Below are 16,834 nucleotides of genomic sequence, written 5' to 3' on the forward strand. Positions count from 1 at the left end.
TGTTGACTGTCTACTGACAATCTTCAATCCAAAAGGAATTGCTTCATGACCCGGTCAGCAAGCCGACCAGGCACGAGGTCAATCAATAAATTGGCATTGACAATGTGCACGCTGTTGAGTTCTCAAGGACCAGACGCACTTGCTCCTCGGCTCGAGTTCGAGCTTCAGCCACAAGGCTTGTGTTCTTGGCTTGCCACCGGTTGTTCGTCGGACCCGGAGGTCCAGTGGCTCATCCCGAGGGGAGAGAACCGGTGGGCTTGTCATCCTAGGCGTCGAAGCGATCCGGCGCAAGGCCCGATCTGAACTTCAGTGGAGGATGGTCCCGCTTGAGGGCCGACGTGCTCTGGGCTTTCGCTCCAGCCGCTCCGCCGCACCTTTGGGGTGACGAGTAAGAACTATACGCAGCCCTGAGCGAGTGCGCCAAGCCAGCCCCCATCCCGGGCGTGTCGCGTTGTGCAACACACGTCGCCCGGACGCAGTGATGCCCGGTTGCACAGGGGAACCGGGCATCACAGACGGTGGAGCAACCGGGATCAGGCGAGCGTCACTCCGGCGAGGGTCTTCTTGCCACGACGGAGGACGAGCACTCCCCCGGGCAGGGCGAGGTCGGACAGCGGGGCAGCCGGGTCTTCGGCCCGGACGTTGTTCACGGAGACGCCGCCCTGGTCGATCGCGCGGCGGGCCTCGCCGAGGGACTTCACGAGTCCGGTCTCCACGAGTGCCCGTGCGACGTCCGCTCCGGAGTCGAGCGTCACCGACCCCGGCAGCGCGGCGATCGCCGACCGCAGGGTCTCCGGGTCGAGCGCACCGAGGTCACCGTTGCCGAACAGCGCGGCCGCGGCATCGATCGCCGCCTGGGTCGCCGCGACTCCGTGCACGATCGAGGTGACCTCGAACGCCAGGGTCCGCTGGGCCTCTCGTCGGAAGGGTTCGTCGGCGACGGCCTGCTCGAGTCGTTCGATCTCGGCACGCGTCAGGAACGTGAACTGCCGCAGCCGGGCGATCACGTCGGCGTCCGCCGTGTTGAGCCAGAACTGGTACAGCGCGTACGGCGAGGTCATCTCGGCATCGAGCCAGATCGCGTTGCCCTCGCTCTTGCCGAACTTCGTGCCGTCGGAGTTCGTGATGAGCGGGGTCCCGAGGGCGTGCACCGTGGCACCTTCGGCACGACGGACGAGCTCGGTGCCCGAGGTCAGGTTGCCCCACTGGTCCGAGCCGCCGGTCTGCAGCGTGCACCCGTACTGCCGCCAGAGTTCGCGGTAGTCGAGCCCCTGGAGGATCTGGTAGCTGAACTCGGTGTAGCTGATCCCCGCATCGGAGTTCAGGCGCGCGGCCACCGCGTCCTTCTTGAGCATCGAGTTGACGCGGAAGTACTTGCCGACGTCGCGCAGGAAGTCGATCGCGGACAACGGGGCGGTCCAGTCGAGGTTGTTCACCAGCCGGACGCCGTTGTCGCCGTCCGGACTGAGGAACCGGGACACCTGGGTCTGCAGCCGCGACACCCACTCCGCCACGGTCTCCGGCGTGTTCAGCGTGCGCTCGGCCGTGGGACGCGGATCGCCGATGAGACCGGTCGAACCACCCACCAACGCGAGAGGCTTGTGCCCCGCGAGCTGCAGCCGACGCATGGTCAGGAGCTGCAGGAGGTTGCCGCAGTGCAGCGACGGCGCGGTCGGGTCGAACCCGCAGTAGTACGTGATCGGCTCACCGTCGAGGGCCTCTTTCAGCGCGGTCTCGTCGGTCGAGACCTGCACCAGCCCGCGCCACTGCAGTTCGTCCCACACCGAGTCGAAGGCGGGGTCGTTCTGCTGGCGCGTCAGGACGTCTTGAGCGGTATCACTGGACACCCCGCCATCGTAGCGGCGACGGACGTCCGGCAGGCGCGGCGGCCGGGAGGCCCGTGGCCGGGTTCACGAGTCGAGGGCGCCCTTGTGCCGCCGGTACGTCGAGACCGTGGGGTCACCCGTCAGCCAGAAGCGCCAGGGGTACCCCAACCCGCCGGCGATGCCGCCGACGCCGGTGCGCGGCCCGCGGGAGATCCGTGGGACCGCAGCGCCCGCGGGCGGACCGGCAAGGGTCTCGGACAGGAGCTCGTCGATCACGTGGGCCGGTCCGGCGGAGGCGAGCCGGGCCTCCAGGCCGGGTGCCAGGGTGAGCACGAACGGACCGGACCCGTCGAGGAGCGACGTGCCGTCGTCCTGTCCGAGGACCGCTCCGAGCGCACCACCGAGGTTGCCGGGCCCGCGTGCCAGGGCGACTTCCGCGACCTTCGACCCGCGACGCGCTCGCGCGACGTCGAGTCCCTCGACGACCTGCGCACCGCGCAGCAGGGAGCCCGACGAGGTGCCGGCAGGCCCGCTCACGACGTTGACGCAGGTGTGGATGCCGTACGAGCGGTAGGCGTACAGCGTGCCGGGCGGCCCGAAGAGGTGGCGGTTGCGCTCCGTCATCCCCCGGTGACCGTGTGATCCGGGATCGATAGGGCCGGAGTAGGCCTCGACCTCGGTGATGCGGAGCGCCACGCCGCGCCCAGCGATCGTCGCACCGAGCAGGGCCGGCGCGGCGATCGGGGCGGGCTCGGCGAGCAGCGCGGCGATCCCCTCGGTCATCGCGAGAAGGGCGCGCCCTCGGCCAGGTCGCGGACGCGACGGGTGACGGACGCGAGCTGCTCGGCGACCCGGTCGGGTGCAGTGCCCCCGACGCCGGAGCGCGATGCGACGCTGCCCTCGATGGTCAGGACGGCACGGACGTCGGGCGTGAGGTGCTCGGACACGGACCGGTACTCGTCGTCGGTCGGCTCGTCGAGCTCGATGCCGCGCTCCTCGCAGTACCGGACGAGCGCGCCGGAGACCTCGTGCGCGTCGCGGAACGGGACGCCCTGCCGGACCAGCCACTCGGCGACGTCCGTCGCGAGCGAGAAGCCCTGCGGCGCGAGCTCGGCCATCCGGTCGGTGTCGAAGGTCAGGGTCGCGATCATGCCGGTGAACGCGGGCAGCAGGACCTCGAGCGTGGCGACGGAGTCGAAGACCGGCTCCTTGTCCTCCTGCAGGTCGCGGTTGTACGCCAGCGGTAGTCCCTTGAGCGTCGCGAGCAGCCCGGTCAGGTTTCCGATCAGGCGCCCCGACTTGCCCCGGGCGAGCTCGGCGATGTCCGGGTTCTTCTTCTGCGGCATGATGCTCGAGCCGGTCGAGAAGGCGTCGTGGAGCCGGACGAAGCCGAACTCCTTCGTGTTCCAGAGGATGACCTCTTCCGACAGGCGCGAGACGTCGATGCCGATCTGCGCGAGGACGAACGCGAACTCGGCGACGACGTCCCGGGCGGCCGTGGCGTCGATCGAGTTGTCCGCCGGGCGGTCGAAGCCGAGCTCCGCGGCGATCGCGGCGGGGTCGAGGCCGAGCGAACTCCCTGCCAGCGCACCGGCACCGTACGGGCTGACGCTCGCGCGGCCGGCCCAGTCGCGGAGGCGCTCGAGGTCGCGGACGAGCGGCCAGGCGTGCGCGAGCAGGTGGTGGGCCAGGAGCACGGGCTGCGCGTGCTGCAGGTGCGTGCGCCCCGGCATGATCGCGGCCGGGTGCTCGGTCGCCTGCTGGGTGATCGCGTCGACGAGGTCGATCACGAGCCGGCCGATGCGCCGCCCGTGGTCGAGCATGTGCATGCGACCGAGGGTGGCGATCTGGTCGTTGCGGCTCCGACCAGCGCGGAGCTTGCCGCCGAGTTCGGGACCGAGGTCGGCGATGAGCAGGCGTTCGAGGGCGCCGTGGACGTCCTCGTCGGAGTCGTCGGGCTGCAGTGTGCCGTCGACGTGCGCCGCGTCGAGCCGGTCGAGGCCGGCGAGCATGCGCTCCAGCTCGTCGGCGGTCAGGTAGCCCGCGGTGTGCAGCGCTCGGGCGTGGGCTCGGGACCCCGCGATGTCGTACGGCGCGAGCTGCCAGTCGAAGTGCGTCGACTTCGAGAGCGCGGCGAGGGCCGCACTCGGGCCGTCGGCGAAGCGGCCGCCCCAGAGGGCACCGGTGTTGGTGGCGTCGGTCTTCTCGTCGGTCATGTCGTCCTGCGTCGTTTCGTCGGTGCTGGGTCGGGCCGGGGGCTGTTGGTCGGTGCGGGGTTGCTGTCGGTCAGTTCGCCGCGTCGCGGCGGGCGGAGATCTTGCTGGGCAGTGACCAGAGCTCGATGAACCCCCTGGACACGGACTGGTCGAACGCGTCGCCGGTGTCCGACGTCGCCAGGTCGAAGTCGTAGAGGCTCTGCTCCGACCGACGGCCCGTCACGGTGGCACGCCCGCCCTGCAGCCGCAACCGGACGTCGCCGGAGACGTGCTGCTGGGTGTGCTCGACGAACGCGTCGAGGCTGCGCTTGAGTCCGCCGAACCACAGGCCGTCGTAGACCAGGTCGGCCCACTCGGACTCGACGCCGCGTTTGAACCGGGCGACGTCGCGCTCGAGGGTGAGGCTCTCGAGCTCCTCGTGCGCGGCGATGAGCGCGATCGCGGCCGGCGCCTCGTAGACCTCGCGCGACTTGATGCCGACCACCCGGTCCTCGACGACGTCGATCCGCCCGACGCCGTGCTTGCCGGCGACCGCGTTGAGCTCCTGCACCATGCGCAGCACGCTGAACCGCTGCCCGTCGAGGGCGACCGGGACACCGCGGTCGAAGGTGATCGTGACCTCGTCAGCCTGCTGCGGGAGCGCCGGGTCCTGGGTGGTCGCGTAGAGGTCGGCGGCGGGGGCGGTCCACGGGTCCTCGAGGAGTCCGGTCTCGACCGCTCGGCCCCACACGTTCTGGTCGACCGACCACGGCTCCCGCTCCGAGTGCTGGATCGGCAGCCGGTGCTCCTGCGCGTAGGCGATGGCGCGGTCGCGGGTCAGGGCGAGGTCCCGCACCGGTGCGACGGTCCGCAGGTCCGGTGCGATCGCCGCGACGGCTGCCTCGAAGCGGACCTGGTCGTTGCCCTTGCCGGTGGAGCCGTGCGCGACGCTGTCGGCACCGAGTTGCTTCGCCGTCAGCGCGAGGTGCTTCGCGATGAGTGGGCGGCTCAGTGCCGAGACGAGCGGGTACCGCTTCTGGTAGAGCGCGTTGGCCCGGAGCGCCGGCACGACGTACTCGTCGGCGAACTCGTCCTTGGCGTCGACGACGAGTGACTCGACGGCGCCGCAGTCGAGCGCACGCTGCCGGACCGCCTCGATGTCCTCGCCGCCCTGGCCGACGTCCACCACGAGTGCGACGACGTCCTTGCCGGTGGCGTCGCGCAGCCAACCGATCCCGACGGAGGTGTCGAGACCGCCGGAGTACGCGAGGACGACGCGGTCAGCCACTGGTGTCCGATCCGTCGGCTAGTCGTTGGCGAGCAGCCAGGCCAGCAGCGCCTTCTGGGCGTGCAGACGGTTCTCCGCCTCGTCCCAGATGATGCTGCGGGGGCCGTCGATGACGTCGGCGGTCACTTCGAACCCCCGGTCGGCTGGCAGGCAGTGCATGAAGACGGCGTCGTCGGCGGCGTGCGCCATGAGCGCGTCGTCGACGCGGTACCCCGCGAAGGTGTCGAGGCGCGACTGCTTCTCGGACTCCTTGCCCATCGACACCCAGGTGTCGGTGACGACCACGTCGGCACCCGCGACCGCGGCCACCGGGTCGCTCACCACGAGGACGGAGCCGCCCGTCACGGCGGCGCGTTCCTCGGCGTCGGTGACGACCTGCGGCGACGGGGAGAACTCGGCGGGGGCTGCGACGCGGACGTGCATGCCCGCCGTCGCCCCGGCGAGCAGGTACGACTGCGCCATGTTGCTCGCACCGTCGCCGATGAACGCCACGGTCTGCCCGGCGAGGGCGCCGCGGTGCTCACGGATGGTGAGCAGGTCGGCGAGGAGCTGGCAGGGGTGGAAGTCGTCGGACAGCGCGTTGACGACGGGGACCGTCGTGCCGGCGGCCATCTCCTCGAGCCCGGCCTGACCGTAGGTGCGCCACACGATCGCCGACACCATGCGCTCGAGCACGCGGGCCGTGTCCGACGGGGTCTCCTTGCCGCCGAGCTGGCTGTTCGCCGTCGAGATGATCAGCGGGCTGCCGCCGAGGTCGGAGATGCCGACGTGGAAGGACACCCGGGTACGGGTCGACGACTTGTCGAAGATCACTGCGACGCTCTGCGGACCGGCCAGCGGCTTCTCCGCCCAGCGGTCGGCCTTCATGCGGTCGGCGATGTCGAGGATCGCGGACTGCTCGGCCTGGCTCAGGTCGTCGTCGCGGAGGAAGTGGCGGGTCATGCGGTGGGCTCCTGCGCTGCGGCGACGGCCGCGAGGCTCTGGGCGAGGATCGACAGGAACTCGTCGATCTCGGCGTCGGACACGATGAGCGGCGGCGCGATGCGCAGGCTCGACTCGTTGGGTGCGTTGATGATGAGGCCGCGCTCGAGGGCGGCTGCGTTGACGGCCGGACCGATCGGACCGGTCAGACCGACGCCGATGAGCAGGCCGGTGCCACGGACCTCTTCCACCAGCGGGGAACCGATGGCACGGATGCCGTCACGGATCCGCTCGCCCTTGACCACTGCGCCGGCGACGAGTTCCGCACGCTCGATCTCCTCGAGCACGGCGTTGGCGACGCGGGTGCCGAGCGGGTTTCCGCCGAAGGTCGACCCGTGCTGGCCGGCCGAGAACAGGTCGGACGCCCAGCCGAACGTGACCAGGGCGCCGATGGGGAAGCCGCCGGCGATGCCCTTCGCGACGGTGATGGCGTCCGGCGTCACACCGTGGCCCTGGAACGCGAACCAGTTGCCGGTCCGGCCGACACCCGTCTGGATCTCGTCGAGGATCAGCAGTGCGCCGTGCTCCGCGGTCAGTCGGCGTGCGGCCAGCAGGAAGCCCTCGGGCAGGTCGACCACGCCGGCCTCGCCCTTGATGGGTTCGAGGATCAGGGCGGCGACGGAGTCGTCGATCGACGCTTCGAGCGCCTCGATCGAGGTGTCGATGTGCTCGACACCCGGGATCATCGGCAGGAAGTCCTGCTGCAGCGCGGGCTTGCCGGTGAGCGCGAGGGCACCCATCGTGCGCCCGTGGAAGCCCTGCTTGAGCGCGAGGATCCGGGTCTTCGCGCCGTCCGCACCCTTGTTGAGGCGGGCCAGCTTGAACGCGGCCTCGTTCGCCTCGGCGCCGGAGTTGCCGAAGTAGACACGGCCCGCGTCGCCCGCGCCGGTGATGCGCTTCAGGCGCTCGGCGAGTTCGAGCTGCGGCGGGGTGGCGAAGTAGTTCGACACGTGCACGAGCTTCGCGGCCTGGTCGGCGATCGCCTCCACCAGGGCGGGGTGCGCGTGGCCGAGCGAGTTCACCGCGATGCCGGCGAGGAAGTCGAGGTACTCGTTGCCGTCGACGTCCCAGACTCGGCAGCCCTGGCCACGCTCGAGCATGATCTTGGGCGGGGTCAGGGATCGCATGAGCGACGCCCCGAACCGGTCGTTCCAGGTCTCGGTCTGCGTCTCGGTGCTCACTGCTGGTGTCCCTTCTCGTCCGTACCCGCCACGTGCTGGCCGGTACTGCTGTCGATCGACGGCGACGCCACGCGACGGCCGATCTCGGCGTGGGTCATCTGGTTCTCGGTTCGTCGGCTCGGGTCCGGGATCACCTCGGTGCCCGCACCCCGCAGGGTGAAGACCTCGAGCAGGATCGAGTGCGGGATCCGGCCGTCGATGATCGTCGCACCGCCGACCCCGCCGACCACGGCGTCGAGGCACGCGGTCATCTTCGGGATCATCCCCGACTCGAGGCTCGGCAGGAGTTCGCGGAGCTCGTCGACGGCGATGAGGTCGACGATCGAGTCACGGTCGGGCCAGTTGCGGTACAGGCCGGGGACGTCGGTGAGCATCATGAGCTTCGAGGCCCGCAGCGCGATCGCCAGGGCACCCGCCGCAGCGTCCGCGTTCACGTTGAGTGCCTGGTCGGGGTGCGCGTCGTCGATCGCGATGCTCGAGACGACCGGGATCCGGCCGGCCTCGATCGCGGCGAGCACACCCGACGGGTCGACGTGGGTGATGTCCCCGACGTGGCCCAGGTCGTACTCCTGCCCGTCGACGACGACGCCCTTCTTCTCGCCGGTGAACAGCGAGCCGCCGTCGCCGAACACGCCGACGGCCAGGCCCTCGCCGTGTTCGTTCATCAAGTCGACGATCTCGCGGTTGACCTCGCCGGCCAGGACGTCGCGGACGACCGTGATCGCCTCGGTCGTCGTGACGCGGTAGCCGCCGCGGAACTCGGACTCGATGCCCTGTTCCTTGAGGGCGGCGGAGATCTGCGGCCCCCCGCCGTGCACGACGACGGGGTGCAGACCGGCGTAGCGCAGGTAGACCATGTCCTCGGCGAAGGCGCGCTTCAGGTCCTCGTTCACCATGGCGTTGCCGCCGAACTTGACCACGACGACCTTGCCCGAGAAGCGCTTCAGCCAGGGCAGCGACTCGATGAGCGTCGCGGCCTTGACCGCGGCGAACTCGTGTTCTTCTTCCTTCGTGAGGGGCGTGCCGGCCCCGTTCGTGTCCGCCGCCATCAGCTGGAGTACGCGCTGTTCTCGTGCACGTAGTCGTGCGTGAGGTCGTTGGTCAGGATCGTGGCCGAGTGCGTGCCGACACCGAGGTCGATGCGCACGTGGGTGTCACGAGGGGTCAGGTCGACGGAGTCGCTCGGCTCGTCGGGTGCGCCCGCGTGGCAGACCCGGACGCCGTTCATGCTGACGTCCACCGCGTACGGGTCGAACTCGGCGTCGGTGGTACCGATCGCTGCGAGCACCCGGCCCCAGTTCGGGTCGTTGCCGAAGACGGCCGCCTTGAACAGGTTGTTCCGGGCGACGCTCCGACCGACGGTCACGGCGTCGTCCTCCGTCGCGGCGTGCACGACCTCGATCGCGATGTCGTGGCTCGCACCCTCGGCGTCCTGCTGCAGCTGGCGGGCCAGATCGGCGCAGACCGCGGTCAGGGCTTCCTGGAAGTCACCGACCTCGGGCGTCACGCCACTCGCACCCGACGACAGCAGCACGACGGTGTCGTTCGTGGACATGCAGCCGTCGGAGTCGACGCGGTCGAACGTGATGCGGGTGGCGGCACGGAGCGCCTGGTCGAGCTGGTCCGGCGTCTGCACGGCGTCCGTCGTGATGACGACGAGCATCGTCGCGAGGCCCGGGGCGAGCATCCCGGCGCCCTTGGCCATGCCGCCGACGGTCCAGCCGTCCTCGGTCACGACGGACTGCTTGGCCTTCGTGTCCGTCGTCATGATCGCGGTCGCCGCGTCCGGGCCGCCGTCGCTGCTGAGTGCAGTGCTCGCCAGGTCGACGCCACGGAGCACGTTGTCGCGGAAGGTCTGGTCGCCGACACCGATGAGCCCGGTGGAGCAGACGACGACGTCGCCGGCTCCGATCCCGAGGGCGTCGCCCACGGCCTCGGCCGTCAGGTGCGTGGTCTGGAAGCCGAACGGGCCGGTGAAGCAGTTCGCGCCGCCGGAGTTCAGGACGACGGCACGGGCGACGCCGTCCCCGACGACCTGGCGGGACCAGATCACGGGGTGCGCCTGGGCTCGGTTGCTGGTGAAGACGGCGGCCACGGCCGCGTCGGGGCCGTCGTTGACGACGAGGGCCACGTCCGGCTTGCCGCTCGTCTTGAGGCCTGCGGTGACACCGGCGGCGCGGAAGCCCGCTGCCGCGGTGACGCCCTGGAGGCCCGGCTCGGTCTGGGTGGTCGTGCCTGCGTCGGTCACGGTGCGACTCCGTCCACGCTGAGGCCCGTGGTCTCGGGGAGACCGAGGGAGATGTTCGCCGACTGGACGGCGGCGCCGGCCGTGCCCTTGGCGAGGTTGTCGAGCGCGGTCACCGCGACGACGCGGCCTGCGGCCTCGTCGACGGCGATGCCGACGAGCGCGGTGTTCGCACCGATCGTGTCCGCGACCCGGGGGAACTCGCCCTCGGGCAGCAGGTGGACGAAGGGCTCGTCGGCGTACGCCTGCTCCCAGGCGAGCCGGACGTCGCGTGCGCTGACGCCGGGCGAGAGCTTCGCGGTGGTGGTCGCCAGGATCCCCCGCGACATCGGGACCAGGACCGGCGTGAACGAGATCGTCACGTCGGCGGCCCCCGCGACCTGCAGGTTCTGCTGGATCTCGGGGACGTGCCGGTGCGAGCCACCGACGGCGTAGGCGCTGGCGGACCCCATGATCTCGGAGGCCAGGTAGGTGGTGGCCAGCTTCTTGCCGGCGCCACTCGGGCCGACGCTGAGCACCGCGACGAGGTCGTCGGACTCGACGAGGCCGGCCTGGATGCCCGGCTGGATGCCGAGCGTCACCGCGGTGACGTTGCAGCCGGGGACCGCGATGCGCTTCGTGCCGACCAGGGCGGAACGCTGCTTGCCCTGCGATGCGATGTCGTCGACCTCGCGCCATTCATCGGCCGAACCCGGGGTGGGCGCCGCGAGCAGGAGCTCGGGCAGACCGTACGTCCACGCGCCGAAGTAGTCACCGCCGTAGAACCGCTCCCACGCCGCCGGGTCCGTCAGCCGGTGGTCCGCGCCGCAGTCGATGACGAGCGCGTCGTCGCCGAGTTCCGCGGTGATCGCACCCGACTGGCCGTGCGGCAGCGCCAGGAACACCACGTCGTGTCCGCGCAGCGTCTCGGCCGTCGTCTCCGCCAGCGTCAGGTGCGACAGGGAACGGAGGTGCGGCTGCGTCGCGATCAGGGGCTGTCCGGCGTTCGAGAACGCCGTCACCGTCCTGACCTCGAACTCGGGGTGGGCGGAGAGCACGCGCAGGAGCTCACCACCCGCGTAGCCGGAGGCTCCCGCCACGGCGACGGATACGGACATGGGATTCCACCTTTGGTCGGACTGGTCGTCGAGAGAGTCGGAGGCGGCGACCCCGGGCGGTGCTGATCCCGTGTGGGTCAGTCGCGCAGGGTCGCCCCGAATCGCTCGCCGGCACGTCGGACAGCGCCGTCACGGGCCTCGGTGGCCTCGGCAGCGGTCAGCGTGCGGTCCGTGGCACGGAAGCGCAGGGCGAACGTCAGGGACTTCTGTCCCTCGTCCAAGCCGGAGCCCCGGTAGTCATCCACGAGCCGAGCATACTCCAACAGGTCTCCGGCGCCAGAGCGCACCGCATCCAGCACGTCACCGGCCGGCACACCGGCGTCGACGACGAGCGAGAGGTCCTGCGTGGCCGCCGGGTAGGAGACGATCGGCGCGACCGCGACGAGTTCCGGGGCAGCGGCGACGAGCGCGTCGAGGTCGAGCTCGACGACCGCCACCACCCGGGGCAGGACGGCGGCCTCGGCCAGTTCGGGCAGGAGCTCACCGGCGACGCCCACGACCGTGCCGTCGACGAGCAGCGACGCGGCCCGGCCCGGGTGCAGGGACGGGTGGGTCGTCTGCGCGACGGTGAGTTCCACACCGACGGCCCAGGCGACCTGACGGGCAGCGTCGATCGCGTCGGCGATGCCGAACGGTTCTGCCGTGGTGCCGGGCTGCTTGACGACCCGGTGGCCGGTGAGCAGTGCGGCGACGTGGAAGGGCTGGGCGGGCAGCGAGGCGTCCAGCGCCTCGAGCGTCGCACGGTCGGGCCGGGCGGCGCCCGCCGGGACCTCGTCGGTGCCGAGCGTCACGCCCGTCACCGGCAGGAACACCCGGGACGTCTCGTAGAGGGCGACGTCGACGAGACCGCGCGACACGTTGCGACGGGCGGCGTCGACCAGGGCCGGAACGCCGCTCCGGCGCAGGAGGTTCTGCTCGCTGTCCAGGGCGTTCGCGAGCACGACGCTCGGTCCGCCCTGCGGGTCGATCCCCGGGTAGGCGTCCTGCGTGGCCGCCGACACGAACGGTGCCGTGACGACCTCGGTCAGGCCCGCCGCGGCCAGCGCCGAGGCGACCCGACGACGAGCCTGCTGGTGCCGGGTCAGGCCCCGGCCGGGCGGCGCGACCGGCAGCACGCTCGGGATCCGGTCGTAGCCGACGATGCGCGCGACCTCTTCGACGAGGGTGGTGTCGTCGGTCAGGTCGGGACGCCAGGTGGGCGGAGTGACCGCGAGCTGCTCACCGTCGGCCTCGACCGTGGCGCCGATCGCACGGAGCGTGTCGATGACCTCGGCGTCGGTGTAGTCGACGCCGACGAGCTCGGACGGACGCGAGAGCCGCATCGTCACGGTCGCCCGCGGCTCGGTGTCGACGAGCGTGGACCCGAGGGCGTCAGCGGTGCCGCCGGCGAGCTCGACGAGGAGCCCGACGGCACGGTTCGCCGCGGCCTCGGCCACCTGCGGGTCGACCCCGCGCTCGAAGCGACGGGATGCCTCGCTGGGGAGCTTGTGGCGACGAGCGGTGCGGGCGATGGAGACCTGGTCGAACCCGGCGGCCTCGATCAGGACGTCGGTGGTGCTCGCCGAGATCTCGGTGCGGGCTCCGCCCATGACGCCGGCGAGGCCGACGGGACCGTCGTCGTCGGTGATGACGAGGTCTTCGGGGTCGAGCTTCCGAACCGTGCCGTCGAGGGTCTCGAGCGTCTCGCCAGCGGTCGCCCGACGCACGCCGAGGCCGCCCGCGATGGTCTGCAGGTCGTAACCGTGCAGCGGCTGGCCGAGCTCGAACATGACGTAGTTCGTGATGTCGACGGGCAGGGAGATCGAGCGCACCCCGGCCAGCGACAGGCGCGACACCATCCAGGACGGTGTCTTGGCGGCCGGGTCGATCCCGCGCACGACGCGCGTGATGAACGTCGACGCTCCGACTCGACCCCGGATCGGGGCCTGGTCGTCGATCGTGACCCGGAAGCCCTCGGCCGCACGCGGCGCGACGCGGTCGACGGGGTCGTGGAAGCTGGCTCCGGTGGCGTGCGCGTACTCACGGGCGACCCCGCGCATGCTGAGGACGTAGCCGCGGTCCGGCGTGACGTTGATCTCGACCGCGGCGTCATCGAGGCCGAGGAGCGCGATGGCGTCGGCACCGACGGTGGGGTCCATGCCGAGGTCGGCGAAGCGCAGGATGCCGTCGTGCTCGTCGCCCAGCCCGAGCTCGCGCGCCGAGGCGATCATGCCGTCGGACACGTGCCCGTAGGTCTTGCGGGCGGCGATCGGGAACGGCCCCGGCAGGACCGCGCCGGGCAGCGTGACGACGACGAGGTCGCCGACGTCGAAGTTGTGCGCGCCGCAGACGATGCCGCGAGGCTCGGCTTCGCCGACGTCCACCTGGCACCAGTTGATGGTCTTGCCGTTCTTCTGCGGCTCGGGGACGCGCTCGAGGACCCGACCGACCACGATGGGGCCGGTCAGGTCGAAGGTGTGGACGTCCTCTTCCTCGAAGCCGACCGACACGAGCGCCGCGTGGACGTGCTCGAGGGTGACGTCCTCGGGGAGGTCGACGGACTCACCGAGCCAACGGAGTGGGACGCGCATCAGACCACCGTTCCGAACTGCTGCGAGAAGCGGATGTCGCCCTCGAGGAAGTCACGCATGTCGTTCAGGCCGTTGCGGAACTGCAGTGTCCGCTCGATGCCCATGCCGAACGCGAAGCCCTGGTACTCGTCGGGATCGATGCCGGCGGCACGCAGGACGTTGGGGTTCACCATGCCGCAGCCACCCCACTCGACCCACCGCGCGCCACCCTTGGCGTTCGGCTGCCAGACGTCCATCTCGGCGCTGGGCTCGGTGAACGGGAAGTAGTTCGGGCGGAGCCGGATCTGCGCCTCGGCGCCGAACATCTGCCGGGCGAAGTGCTCGAGCGTGCCGCGCAGGTGCGCCATCGTCAGGCCCTTGTCGATCGCGATGCCCTCGACCTGGGTGAAGACCGGCAGGTGCGTGGCGTCGAGCTCGTCGGCACGGTAGACGCGACCCGGCGCGATGACGTACAGCGGGAGGTCGCGCGACAGCAGCGACCGCACCTGCACCGGCGAGGTGTGGGTGCGCATGACCAGGTGCCGGTCGACGGGCTCGACGAAGATCGTGTCCGCCATCGCCCGGGCCGGGTGGTCCTGATCGAAGTTCAGCGCGTCGAAGTTGAACCACTCGTGCTCGAGCTCGGGGCCTTCTGCCACTTCCCACCCCATGCCGACGAAGATGTCGGCGACGGCTTCGTTCAGCAGCGAGAGCGGGTGGCGGGAGCCGGTGGCGCGGTGGACCGGCAACGCGGTGACGTCGACGCGCTCGGCTTCGAGCCGTGCGCGTTCCTCGGCCACCGCGAGGACGGATTCCTGCTCGGCGATCGCCGCGTTCACCCGCCCACGGGCCTGCCCGACGAGCTTGCCCGCCGCGGCCTTCTGCTCCGGCGGCACACTGCGCATCGATGCGTTCATCCGCGCCAACGGTGACTGCTCACCGGTGTGCTCGGCCCTGGCCTGCTTCAGTTCGGCGACCGTCGTCGTGGCACGGACGGCGGCGAGGGCCGCGTCCACCGCGTCGGCGACGGCCGATTCGCTGATCTCGAGAGGTTCTGACACGAGACCCAAGCCTACCGGCCGTCGGGATACCACCCACCTGCACCGAGCGGACGGTGGATGACCGATGCCGACGACCGGCCTGGGGAGGGACGAGCGTCAGCTCCGGAGCGCGAAGGCTGACTCGTACAGGCACACCGACGCAGCGGTGGCGAGGTTCATCGACTCCGCCTGCCCGTAGATCGGCACCTTGACAGCCCGGTCCACGAGCGCCAGGTCGTCGGCGGTGAGTCCGCGTGCCTCGTTGCCGAAGACCCACGCGGTCGGACCGTCGAGCATCCCCTCGGCGCGGACCACCGGCAGGTCGTCGCCGGAGACGTCCGCCGCGAGCACCGTGTAGCCGAGGGCCTTCGCCCGCTCGATCGTGTCGGCCAGGGTCACGCCGACGGACACCGGGACGTGGAACAAGGACCCGGTCGTCGACCGGACGACCTTCGGGTTGTACGGATCGACCGAGCGTCCGGTCAGCACCACCGCGTCGGCGCCGGCCGCGTCGGCGGCCCGGATGATCGTGCCGGCGTTCCCCGGGTCCCGGACCTCTTCGAGGATGGCGACCAGTCCGGGCAACGCGGCCTGCTCGTCGGACGCATCACGGGCCTCCCGGTCGCCGGCGGCCGCAGCGCGGTCCGGGAAGACGTCCTTCACCGACGTCGGGAACTGCTGGCACACCGCCACCACGCCCTGCGGCGTGACGGTGTCGGCCATGGCGTCGAGCACCTGCTCGGTCACGAACCAGGTGTCCACCGGCGCGTCGTCCAGCCCGTAGCGGGCTGCGGCGGTCGGGGTCACGTAGAGCTCGCGCAGGAGCTCCGGGGCGTACTCCAGGGCTTCGCGGACGGCTTGGGGCCCTTCCAGCAGGAACAGGCCGGTCTCGGCCCGGACGTCCTTCTTGGCCAGGGCCGCAACGGCCTTCACGCGTCCGGCACGGGGGTTCTCGAGGAGATCGCTCACGACCCAAGTCTAGGAACGACGAAACCCCCGCCGTGCGGCGGGGGTTTCGCGAGCAGAAGAACTGACTACGCAGCCTTCGGGGCCGAGGTGTCGGCCGGGAGGGCCTTCTTCGCGGTCTCGACGAGCGCGGTGAAGGTCTCGGGGTTGTTCACCGCGAGGTCGGCGAGGATGCGACGGTCGACCTCGACGCCGGCCAGGTTGAGACCCTGGATGAGGCGGTTGTAGGTCAGGCCGTTCGCACGGGACGCAGCGTTGATGCGCTGGATCCAGAGGCGACGGAACTCGCCCTTCTTCGCGTGACGGTCGCGGTACGCGTAGACGAGGGAGTGGGTGACCTGCTCCTTGGCCTTGCGGTACAGGCGCGAACGCTGGCCGCGGTAGCCCTCGGCGCGTTCGAGGATGACGCGGCGCTTCTTGGCGGCGTTGACCGCTCTCTTTACTCGTGCCATTGCACTATTCCTTTACGATCCGGGGGCTCAGTGGCCGAGGAGCTTCTTGACGTTCTTCGCGTCACCCTTGGAGAGGACCTGGTCCTCGTTCAGGCGGGCCTTGCGCTTGGAGCTCTTGACCTCGAGGTTGTGACGCATACCGGCCTGCTGCTTCATGATCTTGCCGGTACCGGTGACCTTGAAGCGCTTCTTCGACCCGGAGTGGGTCTTCTGCTTGGGCATGGTGGTGCCTTTCCGTGGGATGGATGGGGGGCCGCGTCGTTGCGGGTTCGGTCCGGGGACCTATTCGGCCGCGGCGTCCGTGGATTCCGCAGCTGCCTCGGACGTGGAACCGGCCTCGGCCTCGTCCTTGCCCTTCGCGGCGTGCTCGGTGGCACGACGCTCGGCCTTCTGTGCAGCACGCTTGGCGTTCTGCTCGCCCTTGACGTCGGACTTGTTCTTGAGCGGGGCGATGATCATCGTCATGTTGCGACCGTCCTGGGTCGGACGCGACTCGACGACACCGAACTCGGCGATCTCTTCCGCGAACTTCTGGAGGAGACGGACACCCTGCTCCGGACGCGACTGCTCGCGGCCACGGAAGAGGATCATCGCCTTCACCTTGTCGCCGCCGAGGAGGAACCCCTCGGCGCGCTTGCGCTTCGTCTCGTAGTCGTGCACGTCGATCTTCAGGCGGAAACGGACCTCTTTCAGGTCCGTGTTCACCTGGTTGCGACGGGCTTCCTTGGCCTTCTGAGCGGCTTCGTACTTGAACTTGCCGTAGTCCATGATCTTGGCCACGGGCGGCTTCGAGTTCGGCGCGACCTCGACCAGATCCAGTTCGGCTTCCTGCGCGAGACGCAGTGCCATGGCGATCGGGACAACGCCGACCTGCTCACCCTGCGGACCGACGAGTCGGACTTCGGGAACGCGGATTCGGTCGTTGGTACGGGGATCGGTGATGCGGAGCTCCTTCAATCAGGTGGTGGCCGTCCGGGGCGTTTGCCCTGGACGACAGCACGAGAGAGGAGATCT

General features: G+C 70.4%; 15 protein-coding genes. All 15 read right to left on the reverse strand.

Going from position 1 to position 16,834, the window contains the following annotated elements:
* Positions 1 to 533: 533 nt before the first annotated feature.
* Positions 534 to 1,847, reverse strand: coding sequence for a tyrosine--tRNA ligase (tyrS, locus tag DEJ21_RS09105; RefSeq protein ID WP_111224385.1), 1,314 nt, complete (start codon positions 1,845 to 1,847; stop codon positions 534 to 536).
* A gap of 63 nt (positions 1,848 to 1,910) precedes the next feature.
* Positions 1,911 to 2,609 (reverse strand): DNA-3-methyladenine glycosylase, encoded by a 699-nt coding sequence (locus DEJ21_RS09110; RefSeq protein ID WP_111224386.1) that lies wholly within the window; start codon positions 2,607 to 2,609, stop codon positions 1,911 to 1,913.
* A complete protein-coding gene (gene argH / locus DEJ21_RS09115) occupies positions 2,606 to 4,042 on the reverse strand; it encodes an argininosuccinate lyase (RefSeq protein WP_111224387.1) in 1,437 nt (478 codons plus the stop codon). The genes DEJ21_RS09110 and argH overlap by 4 nt, the downstream gene beginning before the upstream one ends.
* A gap of 70 nt (positions 4,043 to 4,112) precedes the next feature.
* Positions 4,113 to 5,309 (reverse strand): argininosuccinate synthase, encoded by a 1,197-nt coding sequence (locus DEJ21_RS09120; RefSeq protein ID WP_111224388.1) that lies wholly within the window; start codon positions 5,307 to 5,309, stop codon positions 4,113 to 4,115.
* An 18-nt stretch (positions 5,310 to 5,327) separates the two neighbouring features.
* Positions 5,328 to 6,251, reverse strand: coding sequence for an ornithine carbamoyltransferase (gene argF, locus DEJ21_RS09125; RefSeq protein ID WP_110865444.1), 924 nt, complete (start codon positions 6,249 to 6,251; stop codon positions 5,328 to 5,330).
* Positions 6,248 to 7,471: an acetylornithine transaminase gene (locus tag DEJ21_RS09130; protein WP_111224389.1), complete on the reverse strand. Its 1,224-nt coding sequence runs from the start codon at positions 7,469 to 7,471 to the stop codon at positions 6,248 to 6,250. The genes argF and DEJ21_RS09130 overlap by 4 nt, the downstream gene beginning before the upstream one ends.
* Positions 7,468 to 8,520, reverse strand: a complete 1,053-nt coding sequence (argB, locus tag DEJ21_RS09135; protein WP_110865442.1) for an acetylglutamate kinase — start codon at positions 8,518 to 8,520, stop codon at positions 7,468 to 7,470. Before argB ends, DEJ21_RS09130 begins: the two co-directional genes overlap by 4 nt.
* Positions 8,520 to 9,719 carry a bifunctional glutamate N-acetyltransferase/amino-acid acetyltransferase ArgJ gene (gene argJ, locus DEJ21_RS09140; RefSeq protein ID WP_071405142.1) on the reverse strand — a complete coding sequence of 400 codons (1,200 nt, stop codon included), beginning with the start codon at positions 9,717 to 9,719 and terminating at the stop codon, positions 8,520 to 8,522. Before argJ ends, argB begins: the two co-directional genes overlap by 1 nt.
* Positions 9,716 to 10,813, reverse strand: a complete 1,098-nt coding sequence (locus DEJ21_RS09145; protein ID WP_111224390.1) for an N-acetyl-gamma-glutamyl-phosphate reductase — start codon at positions 10,811 to 10,813, stop codon at positions 9,716 to 9,718. Before DEJ21_RS09145 ends, argJ begins: the two co-directional genes overlap by 4 nt.
* A gap of 77 nt (positions 10,814 to 10,890) precedes the next feature.
* Positions 10,891 to 13,383 (reverse strand): phenylalanine--tRNA ligase subunit beta, encoded by a 2,493-nt coding sequence (gene pheT, locus DEJ21_RS09150; RefSeq protein WP_111224391.1) that lies wholly within the window; start codon positions 13,381 to 13,383, stop codon positions 10,891 to 10,893.
* On the reverse strand, positions 13,383 to 14,423 hold the full coding sequence (gene pheS, locus DEJ21_RS09155) for a phenylalanine--tRNA ligase subunit alpha (protein WP_027466550.1): 1,041 nt from the start codon (positions 14,421 to 14,423) through the stop codon (positions 13,383 to 13,385). The genes pheT and pheS overlap by 1 nt, the downstream gene beginning before the upstream one ends.
* Before the next feature lie 96 nt (positions 14,424 to 14,519).
* Positions 14,520 to 15,371, reverse strand: a complete 852-nt coding sequence (locus DEJ21_RS09160) for an RNA methyltransferase (RefSeq protein WP_111224392.1) — start codon at positions 15,369 to 15,371, stop codon at positions 14,520 to 14,522.
* 65 nt (positions 15,372 to 15,436) lie between these two features.
* The gene (rplT, locus tag DEJ21_RS09165) at positions 15,437 to 15,820 is read right to left on the reverse strand and encodes a 50S ribosomal protein L20 (protein WP_017887975.1); all 384 of its coding nucleotides are present in this window, start codon (positions 15,818 to 15,820) and stop codon (positions 15,437 to 15,439) included.
* Between the two features lie 27 nt (positions 15,821 to 15,847).
* Positions 15,848 to 16,042, reverse strand: a complete 195-nt coding sequence (gene rpmI / locus DEJ21_RS09170; protein ID WP_017887976.1) for a 50S ribosomal protein L35 — start codon at positions 16,040 to 16,042, stop codon at positions 15,848 to 15,850.
* Between the two features lie 60 nt (positions 16,043 to 16,102).
* Positions 16,103 to 16,777 (reverse strand): translation initiation factor IF-3, encoded by a 675-nt coding sequence (infC, locus tag DEJ21_RS09175; RefSeq protein ID WP_081827403.1) that lies wholly within the window; start codon positions 16,775 to 16,777, stop codon positions 16,103 to 16,105.
* Positions 16,778 to 16,834: the final 57 nt, after the last annotated feature.

Source organism: Curtobacterium sp. MCSS17_006 (assembly GCF_003234215.1).
In the GTDB taxonomy this organism is placed as follows: Bacteria; Actinomycetota; Actinomycetes; order Actinomycetales; family Microbacteriaceae; genus Curtobacterium; species Curtobacterium flaccumfaciens.

What these genes read in the sequence shown, in the direction of transcription:
- DEJ21_RS09110 (WP_111224386.1), bottom strand. Translation starts at nt 2,609, where the DNA reads ATGACCGAGGGGATCGCCGCGCTGCTCGCCGAGCCCGCCCCGATCGCC.
- argH (WP_111224387.1), bottom strand. Translation starts at nt 4,042, where the DNA reads ATGACCGACGAGAAGACCGACGCCACCAACACCGGTGCCCTCTGGGGC.
- argF (WP_110865444.1), bottom strand. Translation starts at nt 6,251, where the DNA reads ATGACCCGCCACTTCCTCCGCGACGACGACCTGAGCCAGGCCGAGCAG.
- argB (WP_110865442.1), bottom strand. Translation starts at nt 8,520, where the DNA reads ATGGCGGCGGACACGAACGGGGCCGGCACGCCCCTCACGAAGGAAGAA.
- DEJ21_RS09145 (WP_111224390.1), bottom strand. Translation starts at nt 10,813, where the DNA reads ATGTCCGTATCCGTCGCCGTGGCGGGAGCCTCCGGCTACGCGGGTGGT.
- pheT (WP_111224391.1), bottom strand. Translation starts at nt 13,383, where the DNA reads ATGCGCGTCCCACTCCGTTGGCTCGGTGAGTCCGTCGACCTCCCCGAG.
- rplT (WP_017887975.1), bottom strand. Translation starts at nt 15,820, where the DNA reads ATGGCACGAGTAAAGAGAGCGGTCAACGCCGCCAAGAAGCGCCGCGTC.
- rpmI (WP_017887976.1), bottom strand. Translation starts at nt 16,042, where the DNA reads ATGCCCAAGCAGAAGACCCACTCCGGGTCGAAGAAGCGCTTCAAGGTC.